29 protein-coding genes are annotated in these 26578 nt (G+C 64.6%); 14 read left to right on the top strand and 15 right to left on the bottom strand.

The annotated features are described in order from the left end of the window. Nucleotides 1–53: 53 nt before the first annotated feature. Both ACIPIJ_RS16370 and ACIPIJ_RS16365 read left to right on the top strand, forming a co-directional pair. Nucleotides 54–1403: a nodulation protein NfeD gene (locus tag ACIPIJ_RS16370; RefSeq protein WP_401078340.1), complete on the top strand. Its 1350-nt coding sequence runs from the start codon at nt 54–56 to the stop codon at nt 1401–1403. A gap of 2 nt (nt 1404–1405) precedes the next feature. Next, nucleotides 1406–2158 carry a slipin family protein gene (locus tag ACIPIJ_RS16365; protein ID WP_401078337.1) on the top strand — a complete coding sequence of 251 codons (753 nt, stop codon included), beginning with the start codon at nt 1406–1408 and terminating at the stop codon, nt 2156–2158. 30 nt (nt 2159–2188) lie between these two features. Here ACIPIJ_RS16365 and ACIPIJ_RS16360 read toward each other — a convergent pair whose 3' ends face one another. The 3 genes from ACIPIJ_RS16360 to ACIPIJ_RS16350 form a co-directional block, all read right to left on the bottom strand. Beyond that, nucleotides 2189–2821 carry a LysE family transporter gene (locus ACIPIJ_RS16360; protein WP_401078334.1) on the bottom strand — a complete coding sequence of 211 codons (633 nt, stop codon included), beginning with the start codon at nt 2819–2821 and terminating at the stop codon, nt 2189–2191. 127 nt (nt 2822–2948) lie between these two features. Continuing rightward, nucleotides 2949–3536, bottom strand: coding sequence for a mechanosensitive ion channel domain-containing protein (locus ACIPIJ_RS16355; RefSeq protein WP_401078331.1), 588 nt, complete (start codon nt 3534–3536; stop codon nt 2949–2951). Then, entirely contained in the window at nt 3536–5446 is a 1911-nt protein-coding gene (locus ACIPIJ_RS16350) for an ATP-binding cassette domain-containing protein (protein WP_401078328.1), read from the bottom strand. Before ACIPIJ_RS16350 ends, ACIPIJ_RS16355 begins: the two co-directional genes overlap by 1 nt. A 50-nt stretch (nt 5447–5496) precedes the next feature. Here ACIPIJ_RS16350 and ACIPIJ_RS16345 point away from each other — a divergent pair, with 50 nt between their 5' ends. Next, on the top strand, nt 5497–5979 hold the full coding sequence (locus ACIPIJ_RS16345; protein WP_401078325.1) for a TIGR02444 family protein: 483 nt from the start codon (nt 5497–5499) through the stop codon (nt 5977–5979). Here the strand turns inward: ACIPIJ_RS16345 and ACIPIJ_RS16340 are convergent. After that, a complete protein-coding gene (locus ACIPIJ_RS16340) occupies nt 5955–7067 on the bottom strand; it encodes an AlgP family protein (protein WP_401078322.1) in 1113 nt (370 codons plus the stop codon). The two genes, ACIPIJ_RS16345 and ACIPIJ_RS16340, sit on opposite strands and share 25 nt — an antisense overlap. 224 nt (nt 7068–7291) lie before the next feature. Here ACIPIJ_RS16340 and ACIPIJ_RS16335 point away from each other — a divergent pair, with 224 nt between their 5' ends. Beyond that, nucleotides 7292–7957 (top strand): FKBP-type peptidyl-prolyl cis-trans isomerase, encoded by a 666-nt coding sequence (locus tag ACIPIJ_RS16335; RefSeq protein ID WP_401078319.1) that lies wholly within the window; start codon nt 7292–7294, stop codon nt 7955–7957. A gap of 9 nt (nt 7958–7966) precedes the next feature. Here the strand turns inward: ACIPIJ_RS16335 and rsd are convergent, their stop codons facing one another. The 7 genes from rsd to ACIPIJ_RS16300 form a co-directional block, all read right to left on the bottom strand. Further along, complete coding sequence (gene rsd / locus ACIPIJ_RS16330) at nt 7967–8437, bottom strand: sigma D regulator (protein WP_401078317.1); 471 nt, start codon at nt 8435–8437, stop codon at nt 7967–7969. A 230-nt stretch (nt 8438–8667) separates the two neighbouring features. Beyond that, nucleotides 8668–9174: a disulfide bond formation protein B gene (locus ACIPIJ_RS16325; protein WP_401078314.1), complete on the bottom strand. Its 507-nt coding sequence runs from the start codon at nt 9172–9174 to the stop codon at nt 8668–8670. A gap of 219 nt (nt 9175–9393) precedes the next feature. Then, a complete protein-coding gene (locus ACIPIJ_RS16320; RefSeq protein WP_401078311.1) occupies nt 9394–10635 on the bottom strand; it encodes a heme biosynthesis protein HemY in 1242 nt (413 codons plus the stop codon). Then, nucleotides 10632–11732, bottom strand: coding sequence for a uroporphyrinogen-III C-methyltransferase (locus ACIPIJ_RS16315; RefSeq protein ID WP_401078308.1), 1101 nt, complete (start codon nt 11730–11732; stop codon nt 10632–10634). Before ACIPIJ_RS16315 ends, ACIPIJ_RS16320 begins: the two co-directional genes overlap by 4 nt. 45 nt (nt 11733–11777) lie before the next feature. After that, nucleotides 11778–12545 carry a uroporphyrinogen-III synthase gene (locus tag ACIPIJ_RS16310; protein ID WP_401078305.1) on the bottom strand — a complete coding sequence of 256 codons (768 nt, stop codon included), beginning with the start codon at nt 12543–12545 and terminating at the stop codon, nt 11778–11780. Beyond that, nucleotides 12542–13483 carry a hydroxymethylbilane synthase gene (gene hemC, locus ACIPIJ_RS16305; RefSeq protein WP_401078302.1) on the bottom strand — a complete coding sequence of 314 codons (942 nt, stop codon included), beginning with the start codon at nt 13481–13483 and terminating at the stop codon, nt 12542–12544. Before hemC ends, ACIPIJ_RS16310 begins: the two co-directional genes overlap by 4 nt. Before the next feature lie 184 nt (nt 13484–13667). Further along, nucleotides 13668–14411 (bottom strand): LytR/AlgR family response regulator transcription factor, encoded by a 744-nt coding sequence (locus ACIPIJ_RS16300; protein ID WP_401078299.1) that lies wholly within the window; start codon nt 14409–14411, stop codon nt 13668–13670. Nucleotides 14412–14720: 309 nt separating this feature from the next. On the opposite strand from ACIPIJ_RS16300, the gene argH reads away from it, so the two are divergent. Further along, nucleotides 14721–16115 (top strand): argininosuccinate lyase, encoded by a 1395-nt coding sequence (gene argH / locus ACIPIJ_RS16295; RefSeq protein WP_401078296.1) that lies wholly within the window; start codon nt 14721–14723, stop codon nt 16113–16115. Nucleotides 16116–16215: 100 nt separating this feature from the next. Here the strand turns inward: argH and ACIPIJ_RS16290 are convergent, their stop codons facing one another. Further along, entirely contained in the window at nt 16216–16878 is a 663-nt protein-coding gene (locus ACIPIJ_RS16290; RefSeq protein WP_401078294.1) for a glutathione S-transferase, read from the bottom strand. Nucleotides 16879–17025: 147 nt separating this feature from the next. On the opposite strand from ACIPIJ_RS16290, the gene ACIPIJ_RS16285 reads away from it, so the two are divergent. From ACIPIJ_RS16285 to ACIPIJ_RS16275, 3 genes are all read left to right on the top strand, one after another. Next, entirely contained in the window at nt 17026–17325 is a 300-nt protein-coding gene (locus ACIPIJ_RS16285; protein ID WP_346612590.1) for a hypothetical protein, read from the top strand. Between the two features lie 69 nt (nt 17326–17394). Further along, a complete protein-coding gene (locus tag ACIPIJ_RS16280; RefSeq protein WP_401078291.1) occupies nt 17395–17640 on the top strand; it encodes a TIGR02647 family protein in 246 nt (81 codons plus the stop codon). Nucleotides 17641–17787: 147 nt separating this feature from the next. Continuing rightward, nucleotides 17788–20652 carry a class I adenylate cyclase gene (locus ACIPIJ_RS16275; RefSeq protein ID WP_401078288.1) on the top strand — a complete coding sequence of 955 codons (2865 nt, stop codon included), beginning with the start codon at nt 17788–17790 and terminating at the stop codon, nt 20650–20652. Nucleotides 20653–20667: 15 nt separating this feature from the next. Here ACIPIJ_RS16275 and rnk read toward each other — a convergent pair whose 3' ends face one another. From rnk to cyaY, 3 genes are all read right to left on the bottom strand, one after another. Then, nucleotides 20668–21078, bottom strand: coding sequence for a nucleoside diphosphate kinase regulator (gene rnk / locus ACIPIJ_RS16270; RefSeq protein ID WP_401078286.1), 411 nt, complete (start codon nt 21076–21078; stop codon nt 20668–20670). A gap of 132 nt (nt 21079–21210) precedes the next feature. After that, the gene (locus ACIPIJ_RS16265) at nt 21211–21423 is read right to left on the bottom strand and encodes a DUF1289 domain-containing protein (RefSeq protein ID WP_401078283.1); all 213 of its coding nucleotides are present in this window, start codon (nt 21421–21423) and stop codon (nt 21211–21213) included. 1 nt (nt 21424) lies between these two features. After that, on the bottom strand, nt 21425–21757 hold the full coding sequence (cyaY, locus tag ACIPIJ_RS16260; RefSeq protein ID WP_217867854.1) for an iron donor protein CyaY: 333 nt from the start codon (nt 21755–21757) through the stop codon (nt 21425–21427). Nucleotides 21758–21945: 188 nt separating this feature from the next. On the opposite strand from cyaY, the gene ACIPIJ_RS16255 reads away from it, so the two are divergent. The 6 genes from ACIPIJ_RS16255 to ACIPIJ_RS16230 are packed head-to-tail and all read left to right on the top strand — an operon-like array spanning nt 21946 to nt 26556. Next, nucleotides 21946–22149, top strand: coding sequence for a lipoprotein (locus tag ACIPIJ_RS16255; protein WP_401078280.1), 204 nt, complete (start codon nt 21946–21948; stop codon nt 22147–22149). A gap of 9 nt (nt 22150–22158) precedes the next feature. Continuing rightward, nucleotides 22159–23406, top strand: a complete 1248-nt coding sequence (gene lysA / locus ACIPIJ_RS16250; protein WP_401078277.1) for a diaminopimelate decarboxylase — start codon at nt 22159–22161, stop codon at nt 23404–23406. Between the two features lie 4 nt (nt 23407–23410). Beyond that, nucleotides 23411–24241, top strand: coding sequence for a diaminopimelate epimerase (gene dapF / locus ACIPIJ_RS16245; protein ID WP_401078274.1), 831 nt, complete (start codon nt 23411–23413; stop codon nt 24239–24241). A 13-nt stretch (nt 24242–24254) separates the two neighbouring features. After that, on the top strand, nt 24255–24965 hold the full coding sequence (locus tag ACIPIJ_RS16240; RefSeq protein ID WP_401078272.1) for a DUF484 family protein: 711 nt from the start codon (nt 24255–24257) through the stop codon (nt 24963–24965). Next, nucleotides 24965–25864: a tyrosine recombinase XerC gene (gene xerC, locus ACIPIJ_RS16235; protein WP_401078269.1), complete on the top strand. Its 900-nt coding sequence runs from the start codon at nt 24965–24967 to the stop codon at nt 25862–25864. The genes ACIPIJ_RS16240 and xerC overlap by 1 nt, the downstream gene beginning before the upstream one ends. Further along, nucleotides 25861–26556 (top strand): HAD family hydrolase, encoded by a 696-nt coding sequence (locus ACIPIJ_RS16230; RefSeq protein ID WP_401078266.1) that lies wholly within the window; start codon nt 25861–25863, stop codon nt 26554–26556. Before xerC ends, ACIPIJ_RS16230 begins: the two co-directional genes overlap by 4 nt. Nucleotides 26557–26578 lie beyond the last annotated feature (22 nt).

Raw genomic sequence — 26578 nt, 5'->3', positions numbered from 1 at the left:
CCCGGGCAGGCATGGCTAAACTTGGGTTATAGAGGCGAACAAGGTGACGACAGGTGATCGCTCGCTGCTGGCGCTGGTGGTTGCTGGTGCTGATGCTTGGCCTCGCCCCAGGCAGCCAGGCCGCGCCCGGAGCAGTCTGGGTGCTGAGCATCGACGATGCCATCGGGCCAGCGAGTGCCGACTACGTACTGCGCGGCCTGGAGCAAGCCAGGGAACAGGGCGCGCAACTGGTGGTGATCCGCATGGACACCCCGGGCGGCCTGGACAGCGCCATGCGACAGATCATCAAGGCAATCCTCGCCAGCCCCGTGCCGGTCGCCAGTTTCGTTGCCCCCAGCGGCGCACGCGCCGCCAGCGCCGGTACTTACATCCTGTATGCCAGCCACGTGGCGGCCATGGCCCCCGGGACCAACCTCGGCGCTGCCACACCGGTGCAGATTGGCGGCCCGCCAGGCACGCCCAAGGATGACAAGGCCAAACCCGGCAGCGATGAGGACACCCTCGCACGCAAGCAGGTCAACGATGCTGCCGCGTACATCCGTGGCCTGGCGCAATTGCGTGGGCGCAATGCCGACTGGGCGGAAAAGGCCGTGCGCGAGGCGGTCAGCCTGCCGGCCAGCGAAGCCCTCAAGCAGAAGGTGATCGACCAGCTAGCCAACGACGTACCTGACTTGCTGCGCCAGCTCGACGGCAAGACGCTGGTCGCCGCTGACCAGCCGCGCATGCTGCAAACCCGTGACGCCAGCCTGGTGGAACACTTGCCGGACTGGCGCACGCGCCTGCTGGCGGTGATCACCAACCCCAGCGTGGCGCTGATCCTGATCATGATCGGCGTCTACGGCCTGCTGTTCGAGTTCATGAACCCAGGCTCCGGAGTCGGCGGCGTAGTCGGCGGCATCTGCCTGCTACTGGCGCTGTATGCCTTGCAGCTGTTGCCGGTGAGCTTCGCCGGCATGGCGCTGATCCTGCTCGGCATTGCCTTCATGATCGCCGAAGCGTTTCTGCCCAGCTTTGGCGTGGTCGGCTTTGGCGGCATCGTCGCGTTCATGGTGGGCGCGGTGATCCTGATGGACACCGACGCCCCCGGCTTCGGCATCCCCCTGGCGCTGATCGCCAGCCTGGCGGTGCTCTCGGCGCTGCTCATCGCTGGCGTACTGGGCATGGCCCTGAAGACGCGAAGGCGGGCCTTGGTCAGCGGCGACGCCGGCCTGGTCGGCAGCTTGGTCAGCGTCACGCAGGTGATGGCAGACAACCCGTTCTGCGGCTCGGTACAGGCCCAGGGCGAACAATGGCAGGTGCAGTGCACCACGCCGCTGCAGCTTGGCCAGAACGTGCGGGTTACCGCGCGACACGGCGTGATGCTGGAAGTGAGCGCTGCCGCCCCTACCGCGCAAGGAGACTGATGATGTTCGTGCAATTGGGTTTCGGCGCCCTGCTGATGCTGCTGGGCGTGCTGTTGCTGTCGGCGTTTCGCATCCTGCGCGAGTACGAGCGCGGCGTGGTGTTCCAGCTGGGGCGCTTCTGGCAGGTCAAGGGGCCGGGGCTGATCCTGCTGATCCCGGTAATCCAGCAGATGGTCAGGGTCGATTTGCGCACCGTGGTGCTGGATGTGCCGCCGCAGGATGTGATCACCCGCGACAACGTCTCGGTGAAGGTCAATGCGGTACTGTACTTTCGCGTGCTCGACCCGCAGAAGGCGATCATCCAGGTCGAGGATTTCCTCGTCGCCACCAGTCAGCTGGCCCAGACCACCCTGCGCGCGGTGTTGGGCAAGCACGAACTGGACGAGCTGCTGGCCGAACGCGAACAGCTGAACCTGGATATCCGCCAGGTGCTGGACGCGCAGACCGATGCCTGGGGCATCAAGGTGGCCAACGTCGAGATCAAGCACGTCGACCTCAACGAGTCGATGGTCCGCGCCATCGCCCGCCAGGCCGAGGCCGAACGCGAACGCCGGGCCAAGGTGATCCATGCCGAAGGCGAATTGCAGGCGTCGGAGAAACTGATGCAGGCCGCGCAGATGCTCAGCAAGGAGCCGGGGGCCATGCAGTTGCGCTACATGCAGACGCTGGGGTCGATTGCCGGGGACAAGAGCTCGACCATCGTGTTTCCGATGCCGCTGGATCTGCTCAAGGGGATGGTGGAAAGGCCGAAATGACAGGGGCCTCGTGGAGGCCCCTGCAATTGATCAGATTGGCGCCCGGCGCAGGGTCGCCAGGAAGGTTGCCGCACCAATGAACAGCCCGGCAAAGGTGCGGTTCAAGCGCTTCTGCTGCTTGGGCGTACGCAGCAGGCGCAGTACCCGCGAAGCCAGGCCGGTGTAACCGGCCATCACCAGCAAATCCACGCTGATCATGGTCACGGTAATCGCTACATACTGCGGCAGCAGCGGCGCATGCGGGTTGATGAACTGCGGCAGCACCGCCAGCATGAACACCAGTGCCTTGGGGTTGCTGACATTGACCAGGAAACCACGGAACACCAGGCTCAGCGGCTTACCGATCGGGCGCACGCCAGACTCATCGGTCATGTCCATCGGCAAGGCGCGCCATTGCTTGTAGGCCAGGTAGACCAGGTAGCCAACACCGAACCATTTGATAAGGGTGAAGGCGGTGGCGGAAGCAGCGAGGATGGCGCCGACACCGGCAGCGATGATGGCGATCTGCACAATCAGGCCAATCTGCAGGCCTAGCGCGTTCCAGTAACCCCGCCAGAAACCATACTGCAGGCCGCTGGACATCGAGGCAATCGCCCCGGCCCCGGGTGAAAGGCTGATCACCCAACACGCGGCAAAGAAGCCCAACCACACTTCCATCGACATCACACACCTCGCTCGAACAAATGTTGCAAAACGTTAAGCTAAGGTGTTGGCGAAAAAATGACCAGCTTTTTTGAAGCGACCGTGTGGCTTGTCCCGCCAAGAGGCCGGCAATAACAGCCGGAGCCTATCAGTCAGACTCGCTCGACAAGTCTCTGCCTAGCCCTTGCACCTCAGCCCCCCGCCAGCGCCTGACCGACTTCTGGAAGAACTGGCTGTTCGGCACCTGCACCAACGCCCCACCCGCCTCGGGCACTTCCAGCAGCGTGGTGAACAGCAGGTTGATGGCAATCACCCGGCCTTTGACGCCCGGTTTGTCCAGGGTATCGACCAGTTCCACCACATCACCGATACGAAACGGCCCGACGGTGAAGATCAGCACGGCGCACAGCAGGTTGGACAACACGCTCCACATGGCGAAGAACGCGACCGCAGCCACCGCCACGAACCCGGACAGGGCGGTCCACAGCACGGTGGCGGAAACCCCCATGCGCTCCAGCACGAACAACAGCGCGCTGCCCATGATCAACCAGCGCAAACCGCCGCGCACCGGCACCAGCAGCTCCGGCGGCAACGGGTAGCGCTGGCCCAGGCGGCTGAGGCCGCGGGCGATGACGCGCTGCAGGACGAAGGCGAGGGCCAGGATCAGCAGAATCTGCAGGCCCAGCCAGAAGGTATCCATCCATTGCCCCGGCAACAGCGAGCGCAGTTCCTCCATCAGGACAGCGCCTCAAGCTCTGCCTGCATGCTTTCCAGGGTTTCCAGCGCCTCCATCCAGCCTTCTTCAAGCTCGCCTTCACGCTGCTTGAGCTTGGTCTGGCGGGCCAGCAGGTCGCGCAGTTCATCCTTGCGCGCCGCCTCGTACAGGCCGCTGTCAGCCAACGCGGTCTCGATCTCGGCCAGCTGTGCATGCACCAGGTTGAGTTCGGCCTCCAGCTTGTCGGCAGTCTTCTTGTGCGGTGCCAACTGCTGACGCAAGGCCGCAGCAGCCTGGCGCTGGGCCTTCTTGTCGGTCTTGTCCGGGTTGACCGGGGCGTTGCTGGCCGGTGCACTGCGCTGGCGGTACTCGACCAGCCAGCGGCTGTAGTCGTCCAGGTCGCCATCGAAGGGCTCAACCTTGCCATCGGCTACCAGCAGGAAGTCGTCGGTGGTGCTCTTGAGCAGGTGACGGTCGTGGGAGACCACCACAACGGCACCGGCAAACTCCTGCAAGGCCATGGTCAGCGCCAGGCGCATTTCCAGGTCGAGGTGGTTGGTCGGTTCGTCGAGCAGCAGCAGGTTAGGCCGCTCCCAGGCGATCAGCGCCAAGGCCAGGCGGGCCTTTTCGCCGCCGGAGAAATTCACCACCGGCTCATCGACGCGATTGCCATGGAAGTCAAAGCCGCCCAGGAAGTCACGCAGGGTCTGCTCACGCTCGGTCGGCGCAATACGCTGCAGGTGCAGCAACGGGCTGGCCTTGTCGTCCAGCGAATCGAGCTGGTGTTGGGCGAAGTAACCAACGGCCAGGTTTTCACCCAGCACCAGGCGGCCCGACAACGGCGCGAGTTCACCGGCGAGGTTCTTGATCAGGGTCGACTTGCCGGCGCCGTTGGGGCCGAGCAGGCCGATCCGCGCACCTGGCACCAGCTGCAGCTTGACCTTGTCGAGGATGGCCTTGTCGCCATAGCCCAGGCAGCCTTCGGACAGGCTCAGCAGTGGGCTGGAAATTTTCTGCGACTCGCGGAAGACGAAGTCGAACGGCGAATCGACATGCGCCGCCGACAGCTCTTCCATGCGTTCCAGGGCCTTGATTCGGCTTTGCGCCTGGCGCGCCTTGGTGGCCTGGGCCTTGAAGCGGGCGATGTACTTTTCCATGTGCGCGCGCTGGGCCTGCTGCTTCTCGTAGGCTTGCTGCTGCTGCGCCAGGCGCTCGGCGCGGGTGCGCTCGAAGGCACTGTAGCCGCCCTTGTACAGGTTGAGCTTGCGCTGCTCGACGTGCAGCACATGGTCGACCACGGCATCGAGGAAATCCCGGTCGTGGGAAATCAGCAACAGCGTGCCCGGGTAGCCTTTAAGCCAGTCTTCAAGCCACAGGATCGCATCGAGGTCCAGGTGGTTGGTGGGCTCGTCGAGCAGCAGCAGGTCGGACGGGCACATCAGCGCCTGGGCCAGGTTCAGGCGCATCCGCCAGCCACCGGAGAAATCGCCGACGCGGCGGTCCATCTGCGCGTTGGTGAAGCCCAGGCCGGCCAGCAACTTGCGCGCGCGGGCGTCGGCGGTGTAGCCGTCGGCGCTCTCCAGCTCACTGTGCAGGCGCGCCAGGGCGGTGCCGTCGTGGGCCGTTTCGGCCACGGCCAATTCGGCCTGGACCTTGCGCAGGCGCGCATCGCCATCGAGCACATAGTCCACGGCCAGGCGATCGAGGGTGTCGACCTCCTGGCGCATGTGGGCAATGCGCCAGTCGCCGGGCAGCTGGCAGTCGCCGGAGTCAGGCGACAGCTCACCGCGCAGCAAGGCGAACAGGCTGGATTTTCCGGCGCCGTTAGCGCCGATCAGGCCGGCCTTGTGACCGGCGTGCAGGGTCATCTCGGCGCCTTCTAGCAAGCGCTGCGGACCACGCTGTAAAGTGAGGTTGGATAGTCTGATCATGATGGTCGCGGAGTCTACCAGCTTCCTCGACCCGGAGCGTAAGAGGAATCATGCACACCGACCTGTGGAATCACGCCCTAGCCCTGTATGCCCGGCCGGGCATCGAACCGGCCTGCCTCAGCCTGCAGACGCTGGGCGGCGATGTTTGCCTGCTGCTGTGCGCGACCTGGCTGCAACGCCGCGGGGTTGCGGTGAATGCCGAGCGCGCCCAGGCCTTGCGCGCGATTGCCGAACCTTGGCAAGCGCAGGTGGTAACGCCCCTGCGCAGCCTGCGCCAGCAATGGCGAACGGCAGCGCAGCAAGACCCGCAGCTGGCGGCCTTGCGTGAGCAAGTCAAGGGGGCGGAACTGGAGGCGGAAAAGCAATTGCTGCAACGGCTTGAGGCCTGCGCGCTGCAATGGCCCACAGGCTCGCATGAGCCCGCAGACGATTGGCTGGCCTGGCTAGCGCCCGACCAGGCCCGTGGCCACGACGCGCTGAAAAAACTGCGCGTCGCGGCCGCAGGGCTTCAGGAGGCCGAAGACGGCGCCTGAGCCGGGGTGCTTGCCGGTGCTGGGGAGGCTGTCGGGGTAGCCGCGCCTGCCGAGTGCGTCGCGGCTGCGTTGGCAGCAGGCGTGGCCGGCTTGGTTTCAGCAGGTTTGCTGGCCACCGGTTTGGCGGCAGCGGGCTTGGCGGGGGCTTTGGCTGCTGGCTTGGCGGCGGGTTTAGCTGCCGGTTTGGCCGGTGCCTTGGCAGCGGCAGGCTTGGCGGCGGGCTTCGCAGCTACTGGCTTGGCTGGCGCCTTGGCAGCGGCCGGTTTAGCTGCAGGCTTGGCGGCAGCAGCGCGTGCCGGTGCTTTGGCGGCTGGCTTGGCGGCTGGCTTGGCGGCTGCGGTTTTGGCCGGCGCCTTGGCGGCAGCGGGCTTGGCCACAGCAGCTTTGGCAGGTGCTTTTGCAGCAGCAGGCTTGGCAGCGGCAGTTCTAGCAGGTGCCTTGGTGGTGGCTGGCTTGGCGGCAGCGGCTTTGGCCGGAGCCTTGGCAGCAGCAGGCTTGGCGGCAGCGGCTTTGGCCGGCGCTTTGGCTGCAGCAGGCTTGGCCGCTGCTGCACGCGCTGGAGCCTTGGCGGCGGCAGTCTTCGCAGGGGCTTTGGCCGGCGCTTTGGCTGCGGGTTTGGCTGCTGGCTTGGCCGTAGCTTTGGCAGGTGCTTTTGCAGCAGCCGGTTTAGCCGATTTGGCGGTTACCGCACGCTGGTCCAGTGCCTTGCCAGCGGCCTCGCGCACTTTGCCAACACCCTGGGCCAATTTCAGGCTTTCCTGGGCATCGCGCTTGAGTTGCTGAATATAAGTACGGGTCTGCGTCTGGCGATCTTTGAGCGAATCGAGCAACGACTCAAGTTCACCGACGGCTTTTTGCGCTTTACCTTGCGCCTTGGCCTTGCCTGCCTTGGCCGCGTCTTGCAACTTCAGGCGACCGTTGTGCAGTTTTTCCTGGGCTTTGCCACGCTGCTTTTCCAACTTGGCCAGCAGTTTTTCCGCATCAGCCAGCGCTTGCGAGCAGGCATCTTCCAAGTGTTCGAGCAGGCTGCCCGAAAGTTGCTGGAGCAGGTGTAACGGCGTACTTACTGGCTTCTTCTTAGCCGACATGGTTTACCTCCTGGCTGACGAGATTGCGGCTCATACTATGCTTCTGCTGCTACCGCCGCTAGGGCATGTTGACAGTCTCATTAGCGCCGCGTTGCATGCCTGGGCAAAGTTGTTATCTTGCAGCTCCGTGCAAGTGTAGTTGCTTAACAAATCGTTGCCGATATTTACGCAAATTACTGCAACAAGGCTGGCATACTTCGCAGCTCTTCAGCTCGGAGTTGAGCATGCCTCGTTATCTTGTTTTCGGCTTGTGCCTGGTGGCGCCTTTCGCGCTGGCCGCCAGCGAAACGGCGCCCGTCAGCGATCACGACCTGGCCTACAGCCTGGGCGCCAGCCTGGGCGAGCGCCTGCGCCAGGAAGTACCTGGCCTGCAGCTGGACGCGCTGATCGAAGGCCTGCGCCAGTCTTATCAAGGCCAGCCGCTGAAGCTAGACAAGGCGCGCATGCAGGTCATTCTCCAGCAGCACGATGAGCAGGCGAACAACGCCACCGAACAAGCCGAAGTGGCCAAACTGCAGGCCGTGGAAACGCGCTTCATGGCCAACGAACGCGCACGCGCGGGTGTGCATGAGCTGCCTGAAGGCGTGCTCTACAGTGAACTGCAAAGGGGTGACGGTGCGCAGCCCAAAGCCAATGGCAAGGTCCAGGTGCGCTATGTGGGCAGGCTGCCGGATGGTTCGGTGTTCGATCAGAACCAGCAGCCACAGTGGTTCAGCCTGGGCTCGGTGATCGAAGGCTGGCAGGTGGCGCTGCCGCACATGAAAGCGGGGGCCAAATGGCGCCTGGTGATCCCTTCGGCAAAAGCCTACGGTGCCGAGGGCGCGGGTGACCTGATCGCGCCCTACACGCCACTGGTATTCGATATCGAGCTGCTGGCGGTGGGCGACTGACGCCGACCTTCAGGCCTCGACGGTGCCCTCTTCCTTGTGCGCGTTATGCAGCACCTCGATCAGGCAGTCTTCGAGCTCGAAGCGCTCGTGCAACAAGCTTCCCAGCTTGCCCAGTTTTTCGGCGAAGCGCTCGGTGTCGGTGCATTCGCCTTTCTCGCAGTGGTCATTGAAGGCCAATGCAATCTGGGTAATGTCGTTGATCCGAGGGTTTATTTCTTCAGCCAGTTTCAGCGCCTTCTGATCACCGAATGCCTTGGCCTCTGTGACCAGTTGCTCACTGACTTCGAAATGCCAGGCCGACACGTAGTCGACCAGCACCGCACAAAAGTCGTGGTTCTTGTCCTTGTCCGCAAACGCCGGTTTGGCATCGCGCAAGGCACGGAAAGCCTGGACCAGTTCCTCTCGCTCCTTGAGCCAGCGGTCGATCAGCTTATGAACCCCACCCCAGCGTTCCTGGGCGTTCTGACAACTATCGAGCATGGCAATCTCTTCCCTTCTGGGTAGATGCCGCTGCACCTCGCACCACGACCGTGCGGCACAAAGGTGACATCAGCAGGACGGCATCGAGCAGTTGTGTTTTGTGTATGCGTGCTGGGAGATTATTCCCGCACGTGCTGACCATCAAGGTACGCAGCAGACAAAGTTCATACAAGTGTTTAATACCCCGGTGCGTTGCCGCTGGTCGCGATCTGCCACGCGTTTGCGCCAGGTCAAGCGTTGCCAAGCGTGCGGAAACGATACGCCACCAGGCAACTTAAGGGCAGTGCTGCCAGTAGCAGGAAGGCCAGCAGGCTCCATTCGGGCAAGGTGAGGTCGAGGAAGCTCCAGTTCAACGCGCTGCAATCGGGGCCGCCCAGCAAGAGTTGACGAGCAGCTTCGCGCCAGGCGCCTGCCAGCACTTGCCCGATCGACGCCGGGCACGCATGGCTGCCACCACCCGCGCCTTGCAACCAGACATGCCGGGCCGCCAGCAAGGCGCCGGCAGCCGAGCAGGCCAGGGTGGCTCGCGCGTACCGGCGAACACCCCAAAGCCCCGGCCTGTGAACGACCGCGCACAGGCAGATCACGGCATAGGCACCCAACACAAAGCGCTGGCTCAAGCACAGTGGGCAAGGCAGCAACCCCAAGGCTTGTTCCAGGTAGAAGGACCCGCCCAGCGCCGCCAGCGAGGCAAGGCAGGCAGGTAGAAAAAAGGTGCGCAGACGGGCCGGCAACATGGGCGGTGGGAGTCCGGGGAAAAGAATTGGCTTGAAACGGTAGAGGAAATACGTGCTTTGTTTCAAGGCGCGACAGGGGTGAGAAGTCACTGAGAGGTAAAAGAAAATTCTACTTGGGCAGTAGGAAATTTCTTAAGAAATCCACTGCAGGAGAAACGTGTATCGCTGGAAAAATTACCCACCCCATAAGCCCGCACCCCGTGCGGGCATAAGGTTCGTTCAGGCGCGCACACCCTCGTCGGGCAGTGGCAGCGCCAACAATCGTTCGTCGAGCAGCCCAAGCCCCTCCTGGAACAGCTGGTTGCTGCGCTCGGTCTCGCCCAAACCGGCCAGCAACCGGGCCAGCTCGGCGCAGGCTTCCGGGTTGCGCTCCATGCGCAAGCTGCTTTCGAGGTAGTCGCGGGCCTTGCCCCACAGGCGGTTCTGCAAGCTCAGGCGGCCAAGCGTGAGCAGCAGGCTCGGGTCCTGGGGGTGTGCCTTGAGCCAGCCTTCGGCCGTTTGCAGCTGGCGTGCCGGGTCATCACCGCGCACCAGGCCATACAGGCGTGCCAAGTGGCTTTCGTACTCACGCTTGAGCGCCGTGCGCAGGACCTGCTCGGCTTCACCCTGCGCACCTACCTGGCGCAGTTGCTCGGCATAGGCCAGCACCAGCCGCGGCTCCTGGCGCTGGGCCGACGTCAACTGTTGCCAGGCCCGCTCCAGCGCCTGACGCGCACTTTGCTCATCACCGCCGCGGGTCGCCGCGAGCCCCAGGTTCTGGCCCCACGCGCGCTGCTCCAGCGCGGCAAGCTCCTCGGCCGGCAGCACCTTGCCCTTGCGCAGGTCGGGCAACAGGCGGATCAATGCCGACCAGTCGCCGCGCTCCAGGTGCAGGCGCTGCAGCAGGCGCAGCACCTGATTGTTGTGCGGGTGGCGCTCCTGCATGGCCAGCAGGGTTTCCAGGGCACCCTCGCTTTCGCCGCGGTCCATCTGCAACTGCGCGTGGGTCAAGGCGATCGCCAGTTCAGCCTGCGGCTGGCGCTCCAGTGCACGTTCCAGCAAGTTGTCACTGTCTTCCTTGCGCCCCTGCTCATTGGCTGCGCGGGCAGCGCCGAGGTAATACAGCAGCGGCTGGCGCTCGGCCTCGGCGGCACGGTGCAGGTGGCGCTGGGCGCTGGCCCAGCGCCCTTCGGCGAGGTCCAGCTGGCCCTGTTCGATGGCGATACGGATGCGCCGGCTGCGGTTGCGCCGCGACCACGGGTTGACCACACCGCTGGAAGTCAGCACCAGGCCGACCAAGTACCGCAGCAGCCACACCAGGGCAACCACGGCGACCAGCGCCGCGAGCGCCGCCCACAACCCGGACTGGTAGCGGAAGCTGCCATAGGAGATCAACACGTAGCCACTGTGCTTGGCCACCGCGATGCCCAGCGCCGCGGCGACCACGATCGCGAGCACGGCCAGCAGGTAGACGCGCTTCATGGCTTGCCCCCTTCACCCTCGGCAGGCAGATGGCGACGCTGGATATAGGCCTGCACCGCGGCCAGGCTTTCGCTCAGGTCCGGGGTCACCACCGAGACCGGTTGTTCGGCCAGCGCATTGAGGCTGTCGAGCATGGCCTTGCTCTGCGGATTGTCCGCGTTGAAGTTGGCCAGCAGCACGCTGCGCGCATCATCCAGCGCCTGGCTGTAGACCTTGGCCTCGCCATTGAGCGCCGCCCACTGGGCTTGCTCGATGGTCAGGCTCAGGGCCAGGCGCAGCTGGTTGAGCGACTGCCCGGCCAGCAACGGCCGGACGTTGTCATCGGCATTGAAATCGATCTGGAAGTACTTGGAAATCTCTGCCCACCACTGCGACAGGCGGCTGGCGCCATCACCCTCGGCGGTCAGCGCTCCGAGTGCGTCGGCGTTGCTGTCGAACTCCGGCGACTGGGCGCTCAGCTGCTGTACCAGCTCACGCTGGGCGGCCAGCTTCAGGTACAAGCCAGTACGGTCCGGTTGCTGGGTGCTGTTGAGCGTCGCCAGGCTGCGCGCCAACTGCTCGCGGGCAGCGAAAGACCCAGGGTCGCTCTGCTCGCGCAAGATCTCGTCGGCCCCCTCTACCAGGGCCTTGGCGCTGGTGATGTCCTGCAAGGCCGAAAGCCGCAGGGTGGCCAGGCGCAACAGGTGCTCGGCCTCGGCCAGGCGCCACTCCTTGCGGCTTTCGCCCAGCACCGTCTCCAGGCGCTGACTGAGGCGCTGCTGATCACCTTGCAGCTGCGCCACCAGGCGGCGGCGGTCTTCCAGTTCGCTCGCCGCCGGCAGGCTGGCCAGCTGGGCACTGATCTGCTGCTCGCGCTGCTGCAAGGCAGCGGCACGCTGGTTCAGTGCCTCGAGGTGCTCGCCTTGGCTCAGTTCACTGCCTTGCAGATGCCGCACCTGCCAGACACCCCAGCCGCCCACGGCGACCCCGGCCGCGCCCACCAGCAGCGCCAGCAAGGCCAGGCCGGTGCCGGAACGTTTGGCGGGTGGAGGGGTGACGGGTTGCGTCGGCTCCTGCGCCGACGGCTGATCATTGTGGGACAAGACAGTTTCGCTCACGTATCCATCCTTTGCATGGGGGCGCATCGCTCTGAGCTTAGCGCCTTAAGAGGCAGGTGCAGCGCTACGCTGCACGGCTGCCAGCAAGGCCGCGGCACTCGCGCCACGGCAATCCACAACCTGTTGGGCCCCTGCGGCCCTGGCCTGCTCGGCGACCCGTGGGCTCGGCACGAACAACGGCAGGCGCGCCACAGACGGCCAGTCGGCAGCGGCCATCTGCTGCAAGTGTTCAAGACCCTGCCCACTGCTGACCACCAGGCCGTTGAGGCGTTCCGCTTGAATGCGGCGCATCAGCGTACCTGCCGGGTACGCCGGCAGGCAGCGACGATACAGTTCCAGATAATCGACACTAGCACCTTGCTCTGCAAGACGCTCGGCCAGCAGTTCGCGACCTCCTACACCACGGATGATCAGGACGCGTGGCGTAGGAACCGCGATAGCCTCGCGCAAGATCGGCAGCGCGAGCAAGGCCTCGCTGTCGTCACCTTGCGTAGGGAAAGTCACTTGCAGACCGGCGGACTGCAGCACCGCCGCCGTGGCCTCACCTACCGTGAACCAGCCGCTAGGCGGGGGCTGCAGCCCTGCCCGCGCCTGCTGGTCGAGCAGCAACCTGGCGGCCGGCTTGCTGACCACGATCAGCGCCTGATACTGCCCCAAGGCGCCAACGCGCTGGCGCTGCGCGTCATCCAACTGCACCGGCTCGATGGCCAGCAAGGGTAGGCAACTGCTGGCCACGCCAGCCTCTGCCAGGCGCTGCGCCAGTGCCGCGCAGTCCTCTTCAGGCCGGGTCAGCAACAGGCGCCAGGGGCTCACGGATGCCCGGCCTCGCCATAGACTTCCTTGAGGATGGCCTCGGCACCTTGGCTCAGCAGGTCTTCGGCCACTTGCACGCCCAGTGCCTCGGCGCGGGCACGAGGGGCACGGGCATCGGCCACCAGCAGGGTGCCGCCACTCGGCTGGCCAACCAGGCCACGCAGCCACAGCTGCTCGCCTTCAAGCACGGCGTAGCAGGCGATCGGCACTTGGCAACCGCCATTCAGGCGCTTGTTCAGGGCCCGCTCGGCCACCACGCGGTCGGCGGTATCGGCATGGTGCAGTGGCGCCAGCAGCGCGTGGATCTGGCTGTCTGCGCTGCGGCACTCGATGCCCACCGCGCCCTGGCCACCGGCAGGAAGGCTGTCGTCGACACTGATGCTGGAGGTGATGCGGTCTTCGAAGCCCAAGCGGATCAGCCCCGCCGCGGCGAGGATGATGGCGTCGTATTCGCCGGCATCGAGCTTGGCCAGGCGGGTGTTGACGTTACCGCGCAGGAAGCGGATCTCGAGGTCCGGGCGGCGCGCCAGCAACTGGGCCTGGCGGCGCAGGCTGGAGGTGCCGACGATGCTGCCGGCGGGCAGCGCATCGAGGCTGGCGAAACGGTTGGAAACGAATGCATCACGCGGGTCTTCGCGCTCGCAGATGCAGTACAGGCCCAAACCTTCGGGGAAGTCCATGGGCACATCCTTCATCGAATGCACGGCGATGTCGGCTTCGTTGTTCAGCAGGGCGGTTTCCAGCTCTTTGACGAACAGGCCCTTGCCACCGATCTTCGCCAGTGGCGCGTCGAGCAGCTTGTCACCGCGGCTGACCATGGGCACCAGGGTCACCAGCAGACCAGGGTGCGCCTGCTCGAGGCGGGCTTTGACGTATTCGGCCTGCCACAGGGCCAAGGCACTTTTACGGGTGGCAATGCGGATTTCGCGAGTGGACATGGAACGCCCCGATGCTTAGGAATACCGCCGATGATAACAGCTCCGTCGGTACCGCTAGCAGATGTGGGTCATGATCCAGTTTTGCCTGTTGTGCCCTCATCGCCGGCACGCCGGCTTCCACAATGTCCGCAGCGCTGCCGAACCCTGTGCGAGCCGGCTTGCCGGTGATTGGGCCTTGCAAGGCTCAGAGCGTCTGCATCATCTTGCGCACGCCAGCCACATGCCGCCGGCTGACGGTCAGGGCATCGCCGTCCAAGCCTTTGAGGAACAGCTGGAAATGCCCCAGCGGCGTGCGTTGCAAGCGTTCGATGCGTTCACGCGCGACCAGGGCGTTACGGTGAATACGCACGAAGCGCTCGCCAAACTCGTCTTCCAGGGCCTTGAGCGGCTCATCGAGCAGGACTTCCCCGGCTTCGTGGCGCAAGGTCACATATTTATGGTCGGCAATGAAATAGATGACCTGGGGTAAAGGGATCAGCTCGATGCCCTTGCGCGTCCGCGCGCTGATATGGCTGCGCGGGCCACCGCCCTCACTGCCTGGCCGGGTCAGTGCGGCCAGTTGGGCGCGGTTGGGTTTCTCGGCCTTGCGCAGGGCATCGCGCAGGGTATGCGGCTGGATCGGCTTGGTTACGTGGCTGAGGGTACTGTCCCTGAAAGCCTCGGCACCATATTCATCGTCACCGGTGCAGAACACCACCGACGGCGGCGCCTCGCGTTCGCACAGGCGAGCCGCGACCTGCAGGCCATCGAGGCCCGGCATGCCGATGTCCAGCAGGACCACATCGGGTTTGAGGCTTTCGATCAATGCCAGGGCCTCCTCGCCGTTGGTGGCGCTGGGCTCCAGCACGTTGTACCCCTCCAGTTCCCCGAATAGCCGTGTGAGGCGTTCACGCGCTTGGGGTTCGTCATCAACGATCAGGACATTCATAATTGCTCTGGATTCCTGAGTGAGTCTCGCACAGGTATAGCGTAGACAGATGCAGGTCGAGCGACACTGCGGTCACGCTCTAGACCGATACGAAGGCCAAAGATTCACTGAGCCGGCAGAATCACTGCCAGTCCTTTGTCCAACTGTAGACGGTCCGTGGAACACTGCCGTTCAATCGTTGAATATCGTCATCGCCTGCCCTGGCCCGTGTTTTCTGCCGATTTCTCTCGACCGGCGTCCTTCGAGGAGAAGCGCAACCCTGCTATTATCGGCGCCTCTTTTTCGTTCACGCCTTCAACGAGTGAATCCATGAGCACCGACAAGACCAATCAGTCCTGGGGCGGCCGCTTCAGTGAACCCGTCGACGCCTTCGTCGCCCGCTTCACCGCCTCGGTCGATTTCGACAAGCGCCTGTACCGCCACGACATCATGGGTTCGATCGCCCACGCCACCATGCTGGCGCAGGTCGGCGTACTCAGCGACGCCGAGCGCGACACCATCATCGATGGCCTGAACACCATCCAGGGTGAGATCGAGGCCGGCAACTTCGACTGGCGCGTCGACCTCGAAGACGTGCACATGAATATCGAAGCACGCCTGACCGACCGCATCGGCATCACCGGCAAGAAGCTGCACACCGGCCGCAGCCGCAACGACCAGGTCGCCACCGACATCCGCCTGTGGCTGCGCGACGAGATCGACCTGATCCTGGCCGAGATCACCCGCCTGCAGCAGGGCCTGCTGGAACAGGCCGAGCGTGAAGCCGAGACCATCATGCCGGGCTTCACCCACCTGCAGACCGCCCAACCGGTTACGTTCGGCCACCACCTGCTGGCCTGGTTCGAAATGCTCAGCCGCGATTACGAACGCCTGGTCGACTGCCGCAAGCGCGCCAATCGCATGCCACTGGGCAGCGCCGCGCTGGCCGGCACCACCTACCCGATCGACCGCGAACTGACCTGCAAGCTGCTGGGCTTCGAGGCCGTAGGCGGCAACTCGCTGGACGGCGTTTCCGACCGCGACTTCGCCATCGAATTCTGCGCTGCCGCGAGCATCGCGATGATGCACCTGTCGCGCTTTTCCGAAGAGCTGGTGCTGTGGACCAGCGCCCAGTTCCAGTTCATCGACCTGCCTGACCGTTTCTGCACCGGCAGCTCGATCATGCCGCAGAAGAAGAACCCGGACGTGCCAGAGCTGGTGCGTGGCAAGACCGGCCGCGTGTTCGGCGCCCTGACCGGCCTGCTGACCCTGATGAAAGGCCAGCCGCTGGCCTACAACAAGGACAACCAGGAAGACAAGGAGCCGCTGTTCGACGCCGCCGACACCCTGCGCGATTCGCTGCGTGCCTTCGCCGACATGATCCCGGCCATCAAGCCCAAGCACGCCATCATGCGTGAAGCGGCGCTGCGCGGTTTCTCCACCGCCACCGACCTTGCCGACTACCTGGTGCGCCGCGGCCTGCCGTTCCGTGATTGCCACGAAATCGTCGGCCACGCCGTGAAGTATGGCGTCGACACCGGCAAGGACCTGGCCGAGATGAGCCTGGACGAACTGCGCCAGTTCAGCGACCAGATTGAGCAGGACGTGTTTGCCGTGCTGACCCTGGAAGGCTCGGTGAATGCCCGTAACCACATAGGTGGTACTGCGCCGGCTCAGGTACGCGCTGCCGTTGTGCGCGGCAAGGCGCTGCTGGCTTCACGCTAAGCGCTATTGCGAGGGCTTCGCCGGCAAGCCGGCTCCCACATGGGCCTACGTGGGAGCCGGCTTGCTGGCGATTGGGCTGCAACGCAGCCCCTTGCAAACCTCAGCGCTTGCCGCTGCGAATCATCTCCATGAAGGCCGGCATCGCCGCCTCCTTGTCCCCCACGATCCGCGCCATGTGCGGGTTCTCGCGCATTTTCTCCAGCAACGCCCGGGCCTCGGGGAAGTCCGCGAGGAAGTCGATGTTCAGCACCTTCTTGCCCACCGCGTAAGCCAGGTCGACCGAGAAACAGAACATCAGGTCGGCAATCGTCAACGCCTCACCCGCGACATAAGGCTCAAAACGGCCATTGCGCTTGAGCGTGGCGAAGCCCGCCAGCAGCTCGGCACGTGCCCGCTCCTTGATCAACGGCTCGACCGCCGCGCCGAAGAACGGCTCGGCATAGCAGGTTCGCGCCGGCAGTTCGATATACAGCTCGATCTCCTTGAGCAGCTCACGCACTTTCGCCTGTTCGAATGGATCGGCCGGCAACAGCGCCTTGCCGCCCTGCGTCTGTTCGATGTAATCGAGGATCACGCTGGTTTCGCTGAGGAAACCGTGCTCGGTCTCCAACACCGGCACCTTGCCGCGTGGGCTGACCTCCAGCGCCTGCGGCGCCTGGCCACCGTAGAAGGTGACCTCTTCGAACGGCAGGCCTTTTTCCAGCAGGGCCAGCTTGACCATGTTGTAGTAGTTGCTGACCGAAAATCCGTGAAGCTTGAGCATGGGGTAACAGCCTCCAGGCCGTATGGGGATGGCCGGGCTGTTATAGCCCCTGCGCCAGCGCCTGGCCAGCGTCATGCACCCGGTCGATGACCGGGCATTGCCGGCGCGGGCATGGCAAACTGTGCGCCCCACCACAGGAGTAACGCCATGAGCGAGCACGACGAAATCGACAATGACGACGAAGCCTTCGCCGAGGCGACGCTGACCCAGGCCATCGAGAACCAGATCGAAAGCGGCGAGCCGCCGGCAGCCAAGGCCACCTTCAACAAGTTGAGCCTGGTTGGCTACGAGCGCGAAGACATTCTCAATCTGATGGCCCACGTGCTGGCCATCGAGATCGACAACATGCTCGACGAAGACCGCCCGTTCAACACCGAGTGGTACGAAACCGCCCTGCGCGCGCTGCCCGAACTGCCACCTGAGGCAGATCAAGGCGAGGACGAATAACCCGACTACACTCCAGGGTCAGGCACCGCTGGCGGTGCCGCCATCCTTGTCTGGAAGTCAGGAGTCGCCATGTCCTTCACCCCCGAACTGATCGCCGAACTGGAAGTCCTTGCCCTGTTCAACCTCGACAGCAGCCAGGAAGGCATCAAGATCCACGCGAACGCCTCCCCCGCCCTTGTTGCCGCGGCTCAACGCTTGCATGAAAAGCAACTGACCGATCAGCCTGATGGCGGGTACCTCACCAGCCTTGGGCATGACGCAGCAGAAAGCGTCCAGTTGTTGTTGAACGTACTCAAAACGCCGCAACCGGCGTAAGCCTGCCGCCGCCCTATCGCCGGCAAGCCAGCGATAGGGCCAGCACAGCCGATAGAAAAATGACGCCAAAAATTCATTTGCCGCTTATCCGAGCGCAATACTCAGGCTAAACTCGCCACAGCTGAACCGGCCCGCCCTGAGTACGCAATGAACCACCCCCACGAAATCCGCCCAGACCTCGACGAAGGCATCGATCGCAAGGTGCTGGCGAAATTGCGTGCGCGGTTCCTGCTGCTGAACAAAGGCCGCCTGCAGCGCGCCATGGACGGGCTTTCGACCCGCCAACAACAGGTGCTCACGCTTCTGCCGCTGCTGTTCCACGTCAACCACCCGTTGCTGCCTGGCTATGTTTCCGGCAGTACCCCGGCCGGTATCTCAGGCTTCGAGCCCGGCCCCGAACTGGTCGCCGAAGGCCAACGGCTGGCCCGTTCGTTTACGTACAAGACGCGCCTGGGCAACCCCAATCGCCCCATCCACGGCCTGTTCCTGATGGGCAGCCTGGGCTCACTGGCCCAGGCCGAGCAGAGCGACATGGACCTGTGGGTCTGCCACGCTCCAGGCCTGGGTGGCGATCAGCTGGAAGAGCTGCGGCGCAAGTGCCAGCTTCTGGAAACCTGGGCGGCAAGCCTGGGCGCCGAAGCGCACTGCTTCCTGATCGACCCGCACAGCTTCGCCCAGGGCCTGCGCGACAGCCAGCTCAGCTCCGACGATTGCGGCACCACCCAGCATTACCTGCTGCTCGACGAGTTCTACCGCACCGCCATCTGGCTGGCCGGGCGCACGCCGCTGTGGTGGTTGGTGCCGGTGTATGAAGAGCGCGATTACCAGCGCTATACCGAAACCCTGCTGTCCAAACGCTTTATCCGCAGCACCGACGCCCTCGACCTCGGCAACCTGGCGCACATCCCGCCCGGTGAGTTTGTCGGTGCTGGGCTGTGGCAATTGTTCAAGGGTATCGACTCGCCGTACAAGTCATTGCTCAAGCTACTGCTGACCGAAGTCTACGCCAGCGAGCACCCGGCCGTGCGCTGCCTGAGCCTGGATTACAAGCAGGCGGTGTTCGCCAACCATCTCGACCTCGACGAGCTTGACCCCTATGTAATGGTCTACCGGCGCATCGAACGCTACCTGCAACAGCGCGGCGAAACAGCGCGTCTGGAGCTGGTGCGGCGCAGCCTGTACCTGAAGGTCAACAAGAAGCTGGTCGGCCTCGACCGCACCCGCAACAACGGCTGGCAGCGCCAGTTGCTGCAGCGCCTGGCCGATGAATGGGGCTGGGACGAGCGCCAGCTGGCGCTGCTCGACAGCCGCAGCCAGTGGAAGGTGCGCCAGGTCGCCGTCGAGCGCCGTGAACTGGTGGCCGAGCTTAACCACAGCTACCGCTTCCTCAGCCAGTTCGCGCAAAACCAGAACGCCAGCAGCCGCGCCGACCAGCGCGACCTGAATGTGCTGGGCCGGCGCCTGTATGCGGCCTTCGAGCGCCGCGCCGGCAAGATCGAAGTGATCAACCCAGGCATTGCCCCAGACCTTGCCGAAGACACCCTGACGCTGGTCCAGTCGCCGAACCGCAAGGAACCCGGCAGCCACCACTGGGGCCTTTATAACGGCAACCTGGGCGTCCACGAGTGGGAACACTTCAACCCGATCAAGCGTTGCCGCGAGCTGCTCGAACTGTTGACCTGGGCTCACCGCAACGGCGTCATCGACAGCACCACGCGCCTGGCGTTGCATCCCGGCGCCAGCGACCTCAGCGAATTCGAGCTCTTCAACCTGCTCGGCAGCCTGCAGCAAAGCATTCCCCTGCCGCTGGAAGCCGTCGGTGAAGTGCGCCTGCTGCAGCCGAGCGTGGCCGACGAGATACTGCTGCTGGTCAATGTGGGCGTCGACCCGCTGCGCCATCACCGCGACCTGAACATCCTCATGACCACCGAGCGCACCGATTCGCTGAGCTATGCAGGCGTGCGCGAAAACCTGGTGCTGACCCTCGACCAGGTCACCCTCAACAGCTGGAACGAAGTGCTGGTCCAGCGCTATGACGGTGAGCATGCGCTGCTGCGCTGTGTGCGCGACTTCCTCAACAGCCTCGGCCAGCGCAATCACCGCCCCCGGGTGCGGGTGCGTTGCTTCTGCCACAACCGCGCCCAGGCCATCAGCCAGCGGGTCGAAGAGGTTTTCGACACCGTGCAGCTGCTGCTCGACCAAGGCCAGAACCACCGTTACCTGCTGCAGGTGGCGCAGCACACCCACGTGCTGGAACTGCTGCCCGGCCAGGTCAGCCTGGCCACCCTGACAGGGCATGACGCCGTGCTCGATTACCTGAGCGAGGAGCGCAGCGTCTACAGCCCGCTGCACCTGGACGCCAACGCACTGCAGGACCACGACCTGCCACTGCTGCTGGAACAGGGCCGTCCCGGCTGCATCCAGGTGTTCTACCGCCTGCTCGACGGCTGGGCCGACCTGTATGTGCTGGATGAGTACAACGCGCTGTGGCAGCAACGCCTGCCCTTGCACGACGAAAACCACCTGCTGCTGCCCCTCCAGCGTTTCCTGCGCTCGGTGGTGATGCGCCACGACGCCCGCGTGCCGCTCGATAACCTGCAGCAAGCGTCATTGCAGATCCACTATGCGCAATTACTGCCCTCGGGGCCGGGCAAGGCCCGCAGCCTGGAGCCTCGGCCAACACCCAGCGACGGCAGCGATCAGCCCTATTACGAGGTGCAGGCTATTCTCCAGGCGGGCACCGGCGATGGCGTGCATGTCACGCTCTATTGCAACCAGCAGGAGTTCTCTGAGCTGGAACACGGCGACGAGCTGTACACCGTGGTCGCCCGGCAGATCCTCAGCCAGCGCCGCAGCGCCGGGCATTACCGCTGCTACATCACCGATCTGGACCTGTCCGAGTTGCTCGCTGAAGAGCAGGGCTCGACCCTCCTCTACCTGCGCTACAAGCGCGAGTTGGAGCAAGCCCTGAACAACGGCCTGGAGCAATTGCAGGCGACGCTGGAGCCTTGAACAGGCACCTGTCGATCAGAGGTCGAAATCCCCCGCCGCTTCCGGCTGGTACTCCACCGCCAGCAGCTTGAGCTTGAGGGTCTTGCCCCCAGGCGCCGGCCAGTCGATCTGCTCGCCCACCGACAAGCCCAGCAGCGCGCAGCCGATCGGGGCCAGGATCGAGACCTTGCCTTCGCCGCCGGCATCCTTCGGGTATACCAGGGTCAGGTGGTAATCCTTGCCACTGGCCTCTTCGCGGCAGTGCACGCGCGAGTTCATGGTCACCACGCCGGCCGGCACATCCTCGTGACCGACCACCTGCTCGGCGCGGTCCAGCTCGTCCTGCAGGGCGAGCACACCCGGGGTACTTTCGTCGAGGCTGTCGATCAGGCGCTCGAGACGCTGTACGTCCAATCGAGTGAGGATGAGGGAAGGCTTGGTGCTCATGATCCAGTCAGGCTCCTTTGAACAGGCGATTTGCTATGGGCAGATAAAGCAAAACCCCGCCCAAGGGCGGGGTTTGTGAATGCTTAGGCGTCACCGACGCATAACCCGACACTACCACAGCCGGGTAAATACTCAAGCCCGTGCGCGCAGGGCCTCGGCTTCGCGGCAGATCTGCCGGCGGCGCTCGTCGTCGGCCGAGCGCCACTCGCGGATGTGCTCGACGTGACGGTGGCAACCGGTGCACACCCGTTGTTCGTCCAGCCGGCAAACGCTGATGCAAGGTGATTGCACGGCGGGGCTGACGTTGCTGTAGAGCGGCTTGGGCGGCCGGGCCTGGGCAGTCATGTCAGATCTCGTCGAAGTCCAGCTTCTCGCCGGCCCGCTCCCAGACGATACGCTCAAGCATTTCGCCGAGCAGCTCTTCGCTCTTCTCGCATACCCACTTGCCACTCTCCTGGTCGTAGTCGAAGTGGAAGCCACCGGAACGGTCCGCCAGCCACAGCTGACGCAGGGGCTCCTGGCGGCTGAAGATCAGCTGGCTGCCGTTATCGAACTTGATGGTCAGGACGCCGGCGGAATTCTCCATGTCCAGGTCCATGCCGCTTTCGTCGAACAGGTCTTCCAGGGCCTGTTGGGTCGCGTCGACCAGATCATGGAAACGCGCTTCGCTCAAACTCATTGCAGGAACCTCGAAAATGGCTGCATTACAGGCAAGCCGGGCAAGATACGGGCGCTTGGCGCCGAATGCAAAGGTTAGCCGCCAGCACATCAGCATAGCCCGCCCGACGGACCGGCTCTTGCATAGGCAATCCGGCGGTCGCTCGGTATACTCGGGCGCAATACTGCATATTTCAAAGGATTTCACCCATGAAGCGCCTGATTTCCTCGCTCGCGGCGCTGGTCGCGGTTGCCTGCCTCGTTTCGGCCTGCGGTCAGAAAGGCCCCCTGTACCTGCCGGAAGACGGCAAGGACGGCAAGGCCAGCCACAAGTCGCATCAGCACCAGCACGCTCAACCTGTTCAACCACAAGAAGAGCAGCCCCTCGAGCCCGAGCAAACGCCAGAGCAGTAAGGAAATCAGATGAACGCTTTCAATTACCGCGAGGGTGAACTATTCGCGGAAGGTGTAGCCCTGTCGGCCATCGCCGAACGTTTCGGCACCCCGACCTACGTGTACTCGCGTGCCCACATCGAGGCTCAGTACCGCAGCTACACCGATGCCCTGCAAGGCGTCGAGCACCTGGTGTGTTTCGCCGTCAAGGCCAACTCCAACCTCGGCGTGCTGAACGTGCTGGCGCGCATGGGCGCAGGCTTCGACATCGTTTCCGGTGGCGAGCTTGAGCGTGTGCTGGCGGCTGGCGGCCGTGCCGACCGCGTGGTGTTCTCCGGCGTCGGCAAGACCCGCGAAGACATGCGCCGCGCCCTGGACGTCGGCGTGCACTGCTTCAACGTCGAATCCACCGACGAACTCGAGCGCCTGCAAGTGGTGGCAGCCGAAATGGGCAAAGTGGCCCCGGTCTCGCTGCGAGTCAACCCGGACGTCGATGCCGGCACCCACCCGTACATCTCCACCGGCCTCAAAGAGAACAAGTTCGGCATCGCCATCGCCGACGCCGAAGCCATCTACGTGCGCGCCGCGCAGTTGCCGAACCTGGAAGTGGTCGGTGTCGACTGCCATATCGGCTCGCAGCTGACCACCGTCGAGCCGTTCCTCGACGCCCTCGACCGCCTGCTGGACCTGGTCGACCGCCTGGCCGACTGCGGCATCCACCTGCGCCACCTGGACCTGGGCGGCGGTGTGGGCGTGCGCTACCGCGACGAAGAGCCGCCGCTGGTGGCCGATTACATCAAGGCCATCCGCGAGCGCGTCGGCGACCGTGACCTGGCCCTGGTGTTCGAGCCGGGCCGCTACATCGTGGCCAACGCCGGTGCCCTGCTGACCCGCGTGGAATACCTCAAGCACACCGAACACAAAGACTTCGCCATCATCGATGCGGCGATGAACGACCTGATCCGCCCAGCGCTGTACCAGGCCTGGATGGGCGTCAGTGCGGTCACCCCACGCGAAGGCGAAGGCCGTGCCTACGACCTGGTCGGGCCGATCTGCGAAACCGGCGACTTCCTTGCCAAGGACCGCACGTTGAACCTGGCCGAAGGTGACCTGCTGGCCGTGCAGTCGGCGGGCGCCTATGGTTTCGTCATGAGCTCGAACTACAACACCCGTGGCCGTTGCGCGGAAATCCTGGTCGACGGTGACCAAGCTTTCGAAGTTCGCCGTCGCGAGACCATCGCCGAACTGTACGCTGGCGAAAGCCTGCTGCCGGAGTAACCCCATGCTGCTGCGCTTTACCAAGATGCACGGCCTGGGCAACGACTTCATGGTCCTCGACCTGGTCAGCCAGCACGCGCATATCCAGCCCAAGCACGCCAAGCAATGGGGCGACCGCCACACCGGTATCGGCTTTGACCAGCTGCTGATCGTCGAGGCGCCGAACAATCCGGAAGTGGACTTCCGCTACCGGATCTTCAATGCCGACGGTTCCGAAGTCGAGCAGTGCGGCAACGGCGCGCGCTGCTTCGCCCGTTTCGTGCTGGACAAGCGCCTGACGGCCAAAAAGCGCATCCGTGTGGAAACCAAGGGTGGCGTCATCGAACTGGACGTGCAGAACGACGGCCAGGTGTGCGTCGACATGGGCCCGCCACGCTTCATCCCGGCCGAGATTCCCTTCGTCGCCGATGAACAGGCGCTGAACTACCCACTGGAAGTCGATGGCGATGTGCATTCGATCGCCGCCGTGTCCATGGGCAACCCGCACGCCGTGCTGCGTGTGGACGACGTGCAGACGGCGCCCGTGCACGCGCTGGGCCCGAAGATCGAAAACCACCCACGCTTCCCGCAGCGGGTGAATGCCGGCTTCCTCCAGGTCATTGACCGCCATCGCGCCAACCTGCGGGTCTGGGAGCGTGGCGCCGGCGAAACCCAGGCCTGCGGTACCGGCGCCTGCGCCGCGGCCGTGGCCGCCATCAGCCAGGGCTGGATGGACTCTCCGGTGTCCCTCGACCTGCCGGGCGGCCGCCTGCACATCGAATGGGCCGGCCCCGGCAAGTCTGTGTTGATGACCGGCCCGGCCGTACGTGTCTATGAAGGACAGGTTCGTCTCTAAGCGAGTAACCGCCATGACCGATCAGCCCAAGGTTGTACCCCAGCAGTCCACTGAGCTCGATGCCGAAGCGGTGGTCGCCTACCTGCGCGCCCACCCCACCTTCTTCGCCGAGCACGACGAACTGCTGGTCGAGCAACGCATCCCCCACCAGCGTGGCGACAGCGTGTCGCTGGTGGAGCGCCAGCTCAAGCTGCTGCGCGACCGCAACATCGAGATGCGCCACCGCCTGTCGCAGCTGATGGACGTAGCCCGGGACAACGACCGCCTATTCGACAAGACCCGGCGGCTGATCCTTGACCTGCTCGATGCCGGCAGCCTGGAAGAAGTGGTGATGGCCGTTGAAGACAGCCTGCGCCAGGAATTTCAGGTACCGTTCGTCAGCCTGATCCTGTTCGGCGACAACGCCGCGCCGGTCGGCCGCTGGGTCAGCAATGCAGAAGCCCAACAGGCCATCGGCGGCCTGCTTGGCGGCGGCAAGACGGTCAGCGGCAACTTGCGTGAGAAAGAGCTGGCCTTCCTGTTCGGTGAAGAACAGCGCCTCGAAGTGGGCTCCAGCGCCGTCGCCGCGTTGGAATACCAAGGGCTGCACGGTGTGCTGGCGATCGGCAGCCGTGACCCGCAGCACTACAAGAGCAGCGTCGGCACCCTGTTTCTCGGCTACATCGCCGAAGTGCTTGGCCGCGTGGTGCCGCGCGTTACCCAGACCCTGCGTCCGGTGCGCTGATGGAACGCCAGCTGGAGGCTTATTGCGCACACCTGCGCAACGAGCGCCAGGTGTCCGAACATACCCTGCTGGCCTACCGCCGCGACCTCGACAAGGTCATCGCCTATTGCAATGCCCACGGCATCGCCGGCTGGGGCGCGCTGCAGATCCAGCAGCTGCGCCAGCTGATCGCCCGCCAGCACCATCAGGGCCAGTCCTCACGCAGCCTGGCGCGGCTGCTGTCGGCGGTGCGCGGCCTGTATCGCTACCTTAACCGTGAAGGCCTGTGCCAGCACGACCCGGCCAGCGGCCTGAGTGCGCCCAAAGGCGAGCGCCGGCTGCCCAAGGTGCTCGACACCGACCGCGCCCTGCAGCTGCTCGATGGTGGCGTGGACGACGACTTCATAGCCCGCCGCGACCAGGCCATCCTTGAACTGTTCTACTCCTCCGGCCTGCGCCTGTCCGAACTGACCAACCTCGACCTGGAACACCTCGACCTCGCCGCCGGGCTGGTCCAGGTGCTTGGCAAAGGCGGCAAGGCACGCGTGCTGCCCGTCGGCCGCAAGGCCCGCGAGGCGCTGCAGCAATGGCTGCGCCTGCGCGGCATCGGCGGCCCGCGTGACGGCGCCGTGTTCATCAGCCGCCAAGGCAACCGCCTGGGGCCGCGGGCCATCCAGCTGCGCGTCAAGGTGGCCGGCGAGCGCGAACTGGGCCAGCACTTGCACCCGCACATGCTCCGCCATTCATTCGCCAGCCATGTGCTGGAATCGTCCCAGGACCTGCGCGCGGTGCAGGAAATGCTCGGCCATGCCGACATCAGCACCACACAAATCTATACCCACCTGGACTTCCAGCACCTGGCCACGGTGTACGACAGCGCCCACCCTCGGGCCAAACGCAGCAAAGGCACAGACTCATGAGCATCAAGCTGATCACCTTCGACCTCGACGACACCCTGTGGGACACCGCGCCAGTGATTGCCAGCGCCGAGGTCGTGCTGCGCGACTGGCTGCAGGCCAACGCACCGATCCTCGGTGGCGTCCCGGTGGAGCACTTGTTCGCCATCCGCGAACGCCTGGTGCAGGCTGAGCCGGGCCTCAAGCACCGCATCAGCGCCCTGCGCCGGCGCGTGCTGTTCCATGCCCTGGAAGCGGTCGGTTACAGCGAGAAGCACGCCCAGGAGCTCGCCAACGAAGGGTTTGAAGTGTTCTTGCATGCCCGGCACCAGGTCGAGGTATTCCCCGAGGTGCAGCCGGTGCTGGAAATCCTGCGCCATCACTACACCCTGGGCGTGGTCACCAACGGCAATGCCGATGTGCGCCGCCTGGGGCTGGCGGATTACTTCAAGTTCGCCTTGTGCGCGGAGGATTTGGGGATCGGCAAGCCGGACCCGGCACCGTTCATGGAGGCGTTGAAGCGTGGCGAGGTCGAGGCCAGCGCCGCAGTGCATGTGGGTGATCACCCCGGCGATGACATCGGCGGCGCCCAGCGTGCCGGGTTGCGCGCGGTGTGGTTCAACCCGCAGGGCAAGCCCTGGGCGGGCGAGCAGGCACCGGATGCCGAAATCCAGCGGCTGTCGCAGCTGCCCGAAGTGATTGCGCGCTGGCGCTGACAGGGGCCGCTTTGCGGCCCAT

This window comes from Pseudomonas sp. NPDC087185 (genome assembly GCF_044744955.1).
Taxonomy (GTDB): domain Bacteria; phylum Pseudomonadota; class Gammaproteobacteria; order Pseudomonadales; family Pseudomonadaceae; genus Aquipseudomonas.
Note: the sequence above shows the minus strand (reverse complement) of the source record. Positions and strands in the feature narration are given on the sequence as shown.

Bases quoted from the DNA above. Each gene is read 5' to 3' on its own strand.
- lysA (WP_401078277.1), top strand. From the start codon at position 22,159: ATGAACGCTTTCAATTACCGCGAGGGTGAACTATTCGCGGAAGGTGTA.
- ACIPIJ_RS16360 (WP_401078334.1), bottom strand. From the start codon at position 2,821: ATGTCGATGGAAGTGTGGTTGGGCTTCTTTGCCGCGTGTTGGGTGATC.
- hemC (WP_401078302.1), bottom strand. From the start codon at position 13,483: ATGTCCACTCGCGAAATCCGCATTGCCACCCGTAAAAGTGCCTTGGCC.
- dapF (WP_401078274.1), top strand. From the start codon at position 23,411: ATGCTGCTGCGCTTTACCAAGATGCACGGCCTGGGCAACGACTTCATG.
- ACIPIJ_RS16285 (WP_346612590.1), top strand. From the start codon at position 17,026: ATGAGCGAGCACGACGAAATCGACAATGACGACGAAGCCTTCGCCGAG.
- ACIPIJ_RS16280 (WP_401078291.1), top strand. From the start codon at position 17,395: ATGTCCTTCACCCCCGAACTGATCGCCGAACTGGAAGTCCTTGCCCTG.
- xerC (WP_401078269.1), top strand. From the start codon at position 24,965: ATGGAACGCCAGCTGGAGGCTTATTGCGCACACCTGCGCAACGAGCGC.
- ACIPIJ_RS16355 (WP_401078331.1), bottom strand. From the start codon at position 3,536: ATGGAGGAACTGCGCTCGCTGTTGCCGGGGCAATGGATGGATACCTTC.
- rnk (WP_401078286.1), bottom strand. From the start codon at position 21,078: ATGAGCACCAAGCCTTCCCTCATCCTCACTCGATTGGACGTACAGCGT.
- ACIPIJ_RS16340 (WP_401078322.1), bottom strand. From the start codon at position 7,067: ATGTCGGCTAAGAAGAAGCCAGTAAGTACGCCGTTACACCTGCTCCAG.
- ACIPIJ_RS16255 (WP_401078280.1), top strand. From the start codon at position 21,946: ATGAAGCGCCTGATTTCCTCGCTCGCGGCGCTGGTCGCGGTTGCCTGC.
- ACIPIJ_RS16240 (WP_401078272.1), top strand. From the start codon at position 24,255: ATGACCGATCAGCCCAAGGTTGTACCCCAGCAGTCCACTGAGCTCGAT.
- cyaY (WP_217867854.1), bottom strand. From the start codon at position 21,757: ATGAGTTTGAGCGAAGCGCGTTTCCATGATCTGGTCGACGCGACCCAA.
- ACIPIJ_RS16275 (WP_401078288.1), top strand. From the start codon at position 17,788: ATGAACCACCCCCACGAAATCCGCCCAGACCTCGACGAAGGCATCGAT.
- ACIPIJ_RS16365 (WP_401078337.1), top strand. From the start codon at position 1,406: ATGTTCGTGCAATTGGGTTTCGGCGCCCTGCTGATGCTGCTGGGCGTG.
- ACIPIJ_RS16350 (WP_401078328.1), bottom strand. From the start codon at position 5,446: ATGATCAGACTATCCAACCTCACTTTACAGCGTGGTCCGCAGCGCTTG.
- ACIPIJ_RS16230 (WP_401078266.1), top strand. From the start codon at position 25,861: ATGAGCATCAAGCTGATCACCTTCGACCTCGACGACACCCTGTGGGAC.
- ACIPIJ_RS16325 (WP_401078314.1), bottom strand. From the start codon at position 9,174: ATGTTGCCGGCCCGTCTGCGCACCTTTTTTCTACCTGCCTGCCTTGCC.
- ACIPIJ_RS16300 (WP_401078299.1), bottom strand. From the start codon at position 14,411: ATGAATGTCCTGATCGTTGATGACGAACCCCAAGCGCGTGAACGCCTC.
- argH (WP_401078296.1), top strand. From the start codon at position 14,721: ATGAGCACCGACAAGACCAATCAGTCCTGGGGCGGCCGCTTCAGTGAA.
- ACIPIJ_RS16345 (WP_401078325.1), top strand. From the start codon at position 5,497: ATGCACACCGACCTGTGGAATCACGCCCTAGCCCTGTATGCCCGGCCG.
- ACIPIJ_RS16290 (WP_401078294.1), bottom strand. From the start codon at position 16,878: ATGCTCAAGCTTCACGGATTTTCGGTCAGCAACTACTACAACATGGTC.
- ACIPIJ_RS16265 (WP_401078283.1), bottom strand. From the start codon at position 21,423: ATGACTGCCCAGGCCCGGCCGCCCAAGCCGCTCTACAGCAACGTCAGC.
- ACIPIJ_RS16335 (WP_401078319.1), top strand. From the start codon at position 7,292: ATGCCTCGTTATCTTGTTTTCGGCTTGTGCCTGGTGGCGCCTTTCGCG.
- ACIPIJ_RS16320 (WP_401078311.1), bottom strand. From the start codon at position 10,635: ATGAAGCGCGTCTACCTGCTGGCCGTGCTCGCGATCGTGGTCGCCGCG.
- rsd (WP_401078317.1), bottom strand. From the start codon at position 8,437: ATGCTCGATAGTTGTCAGAACGCCCAGGAACGCTGGGGTGGGGTTCAT.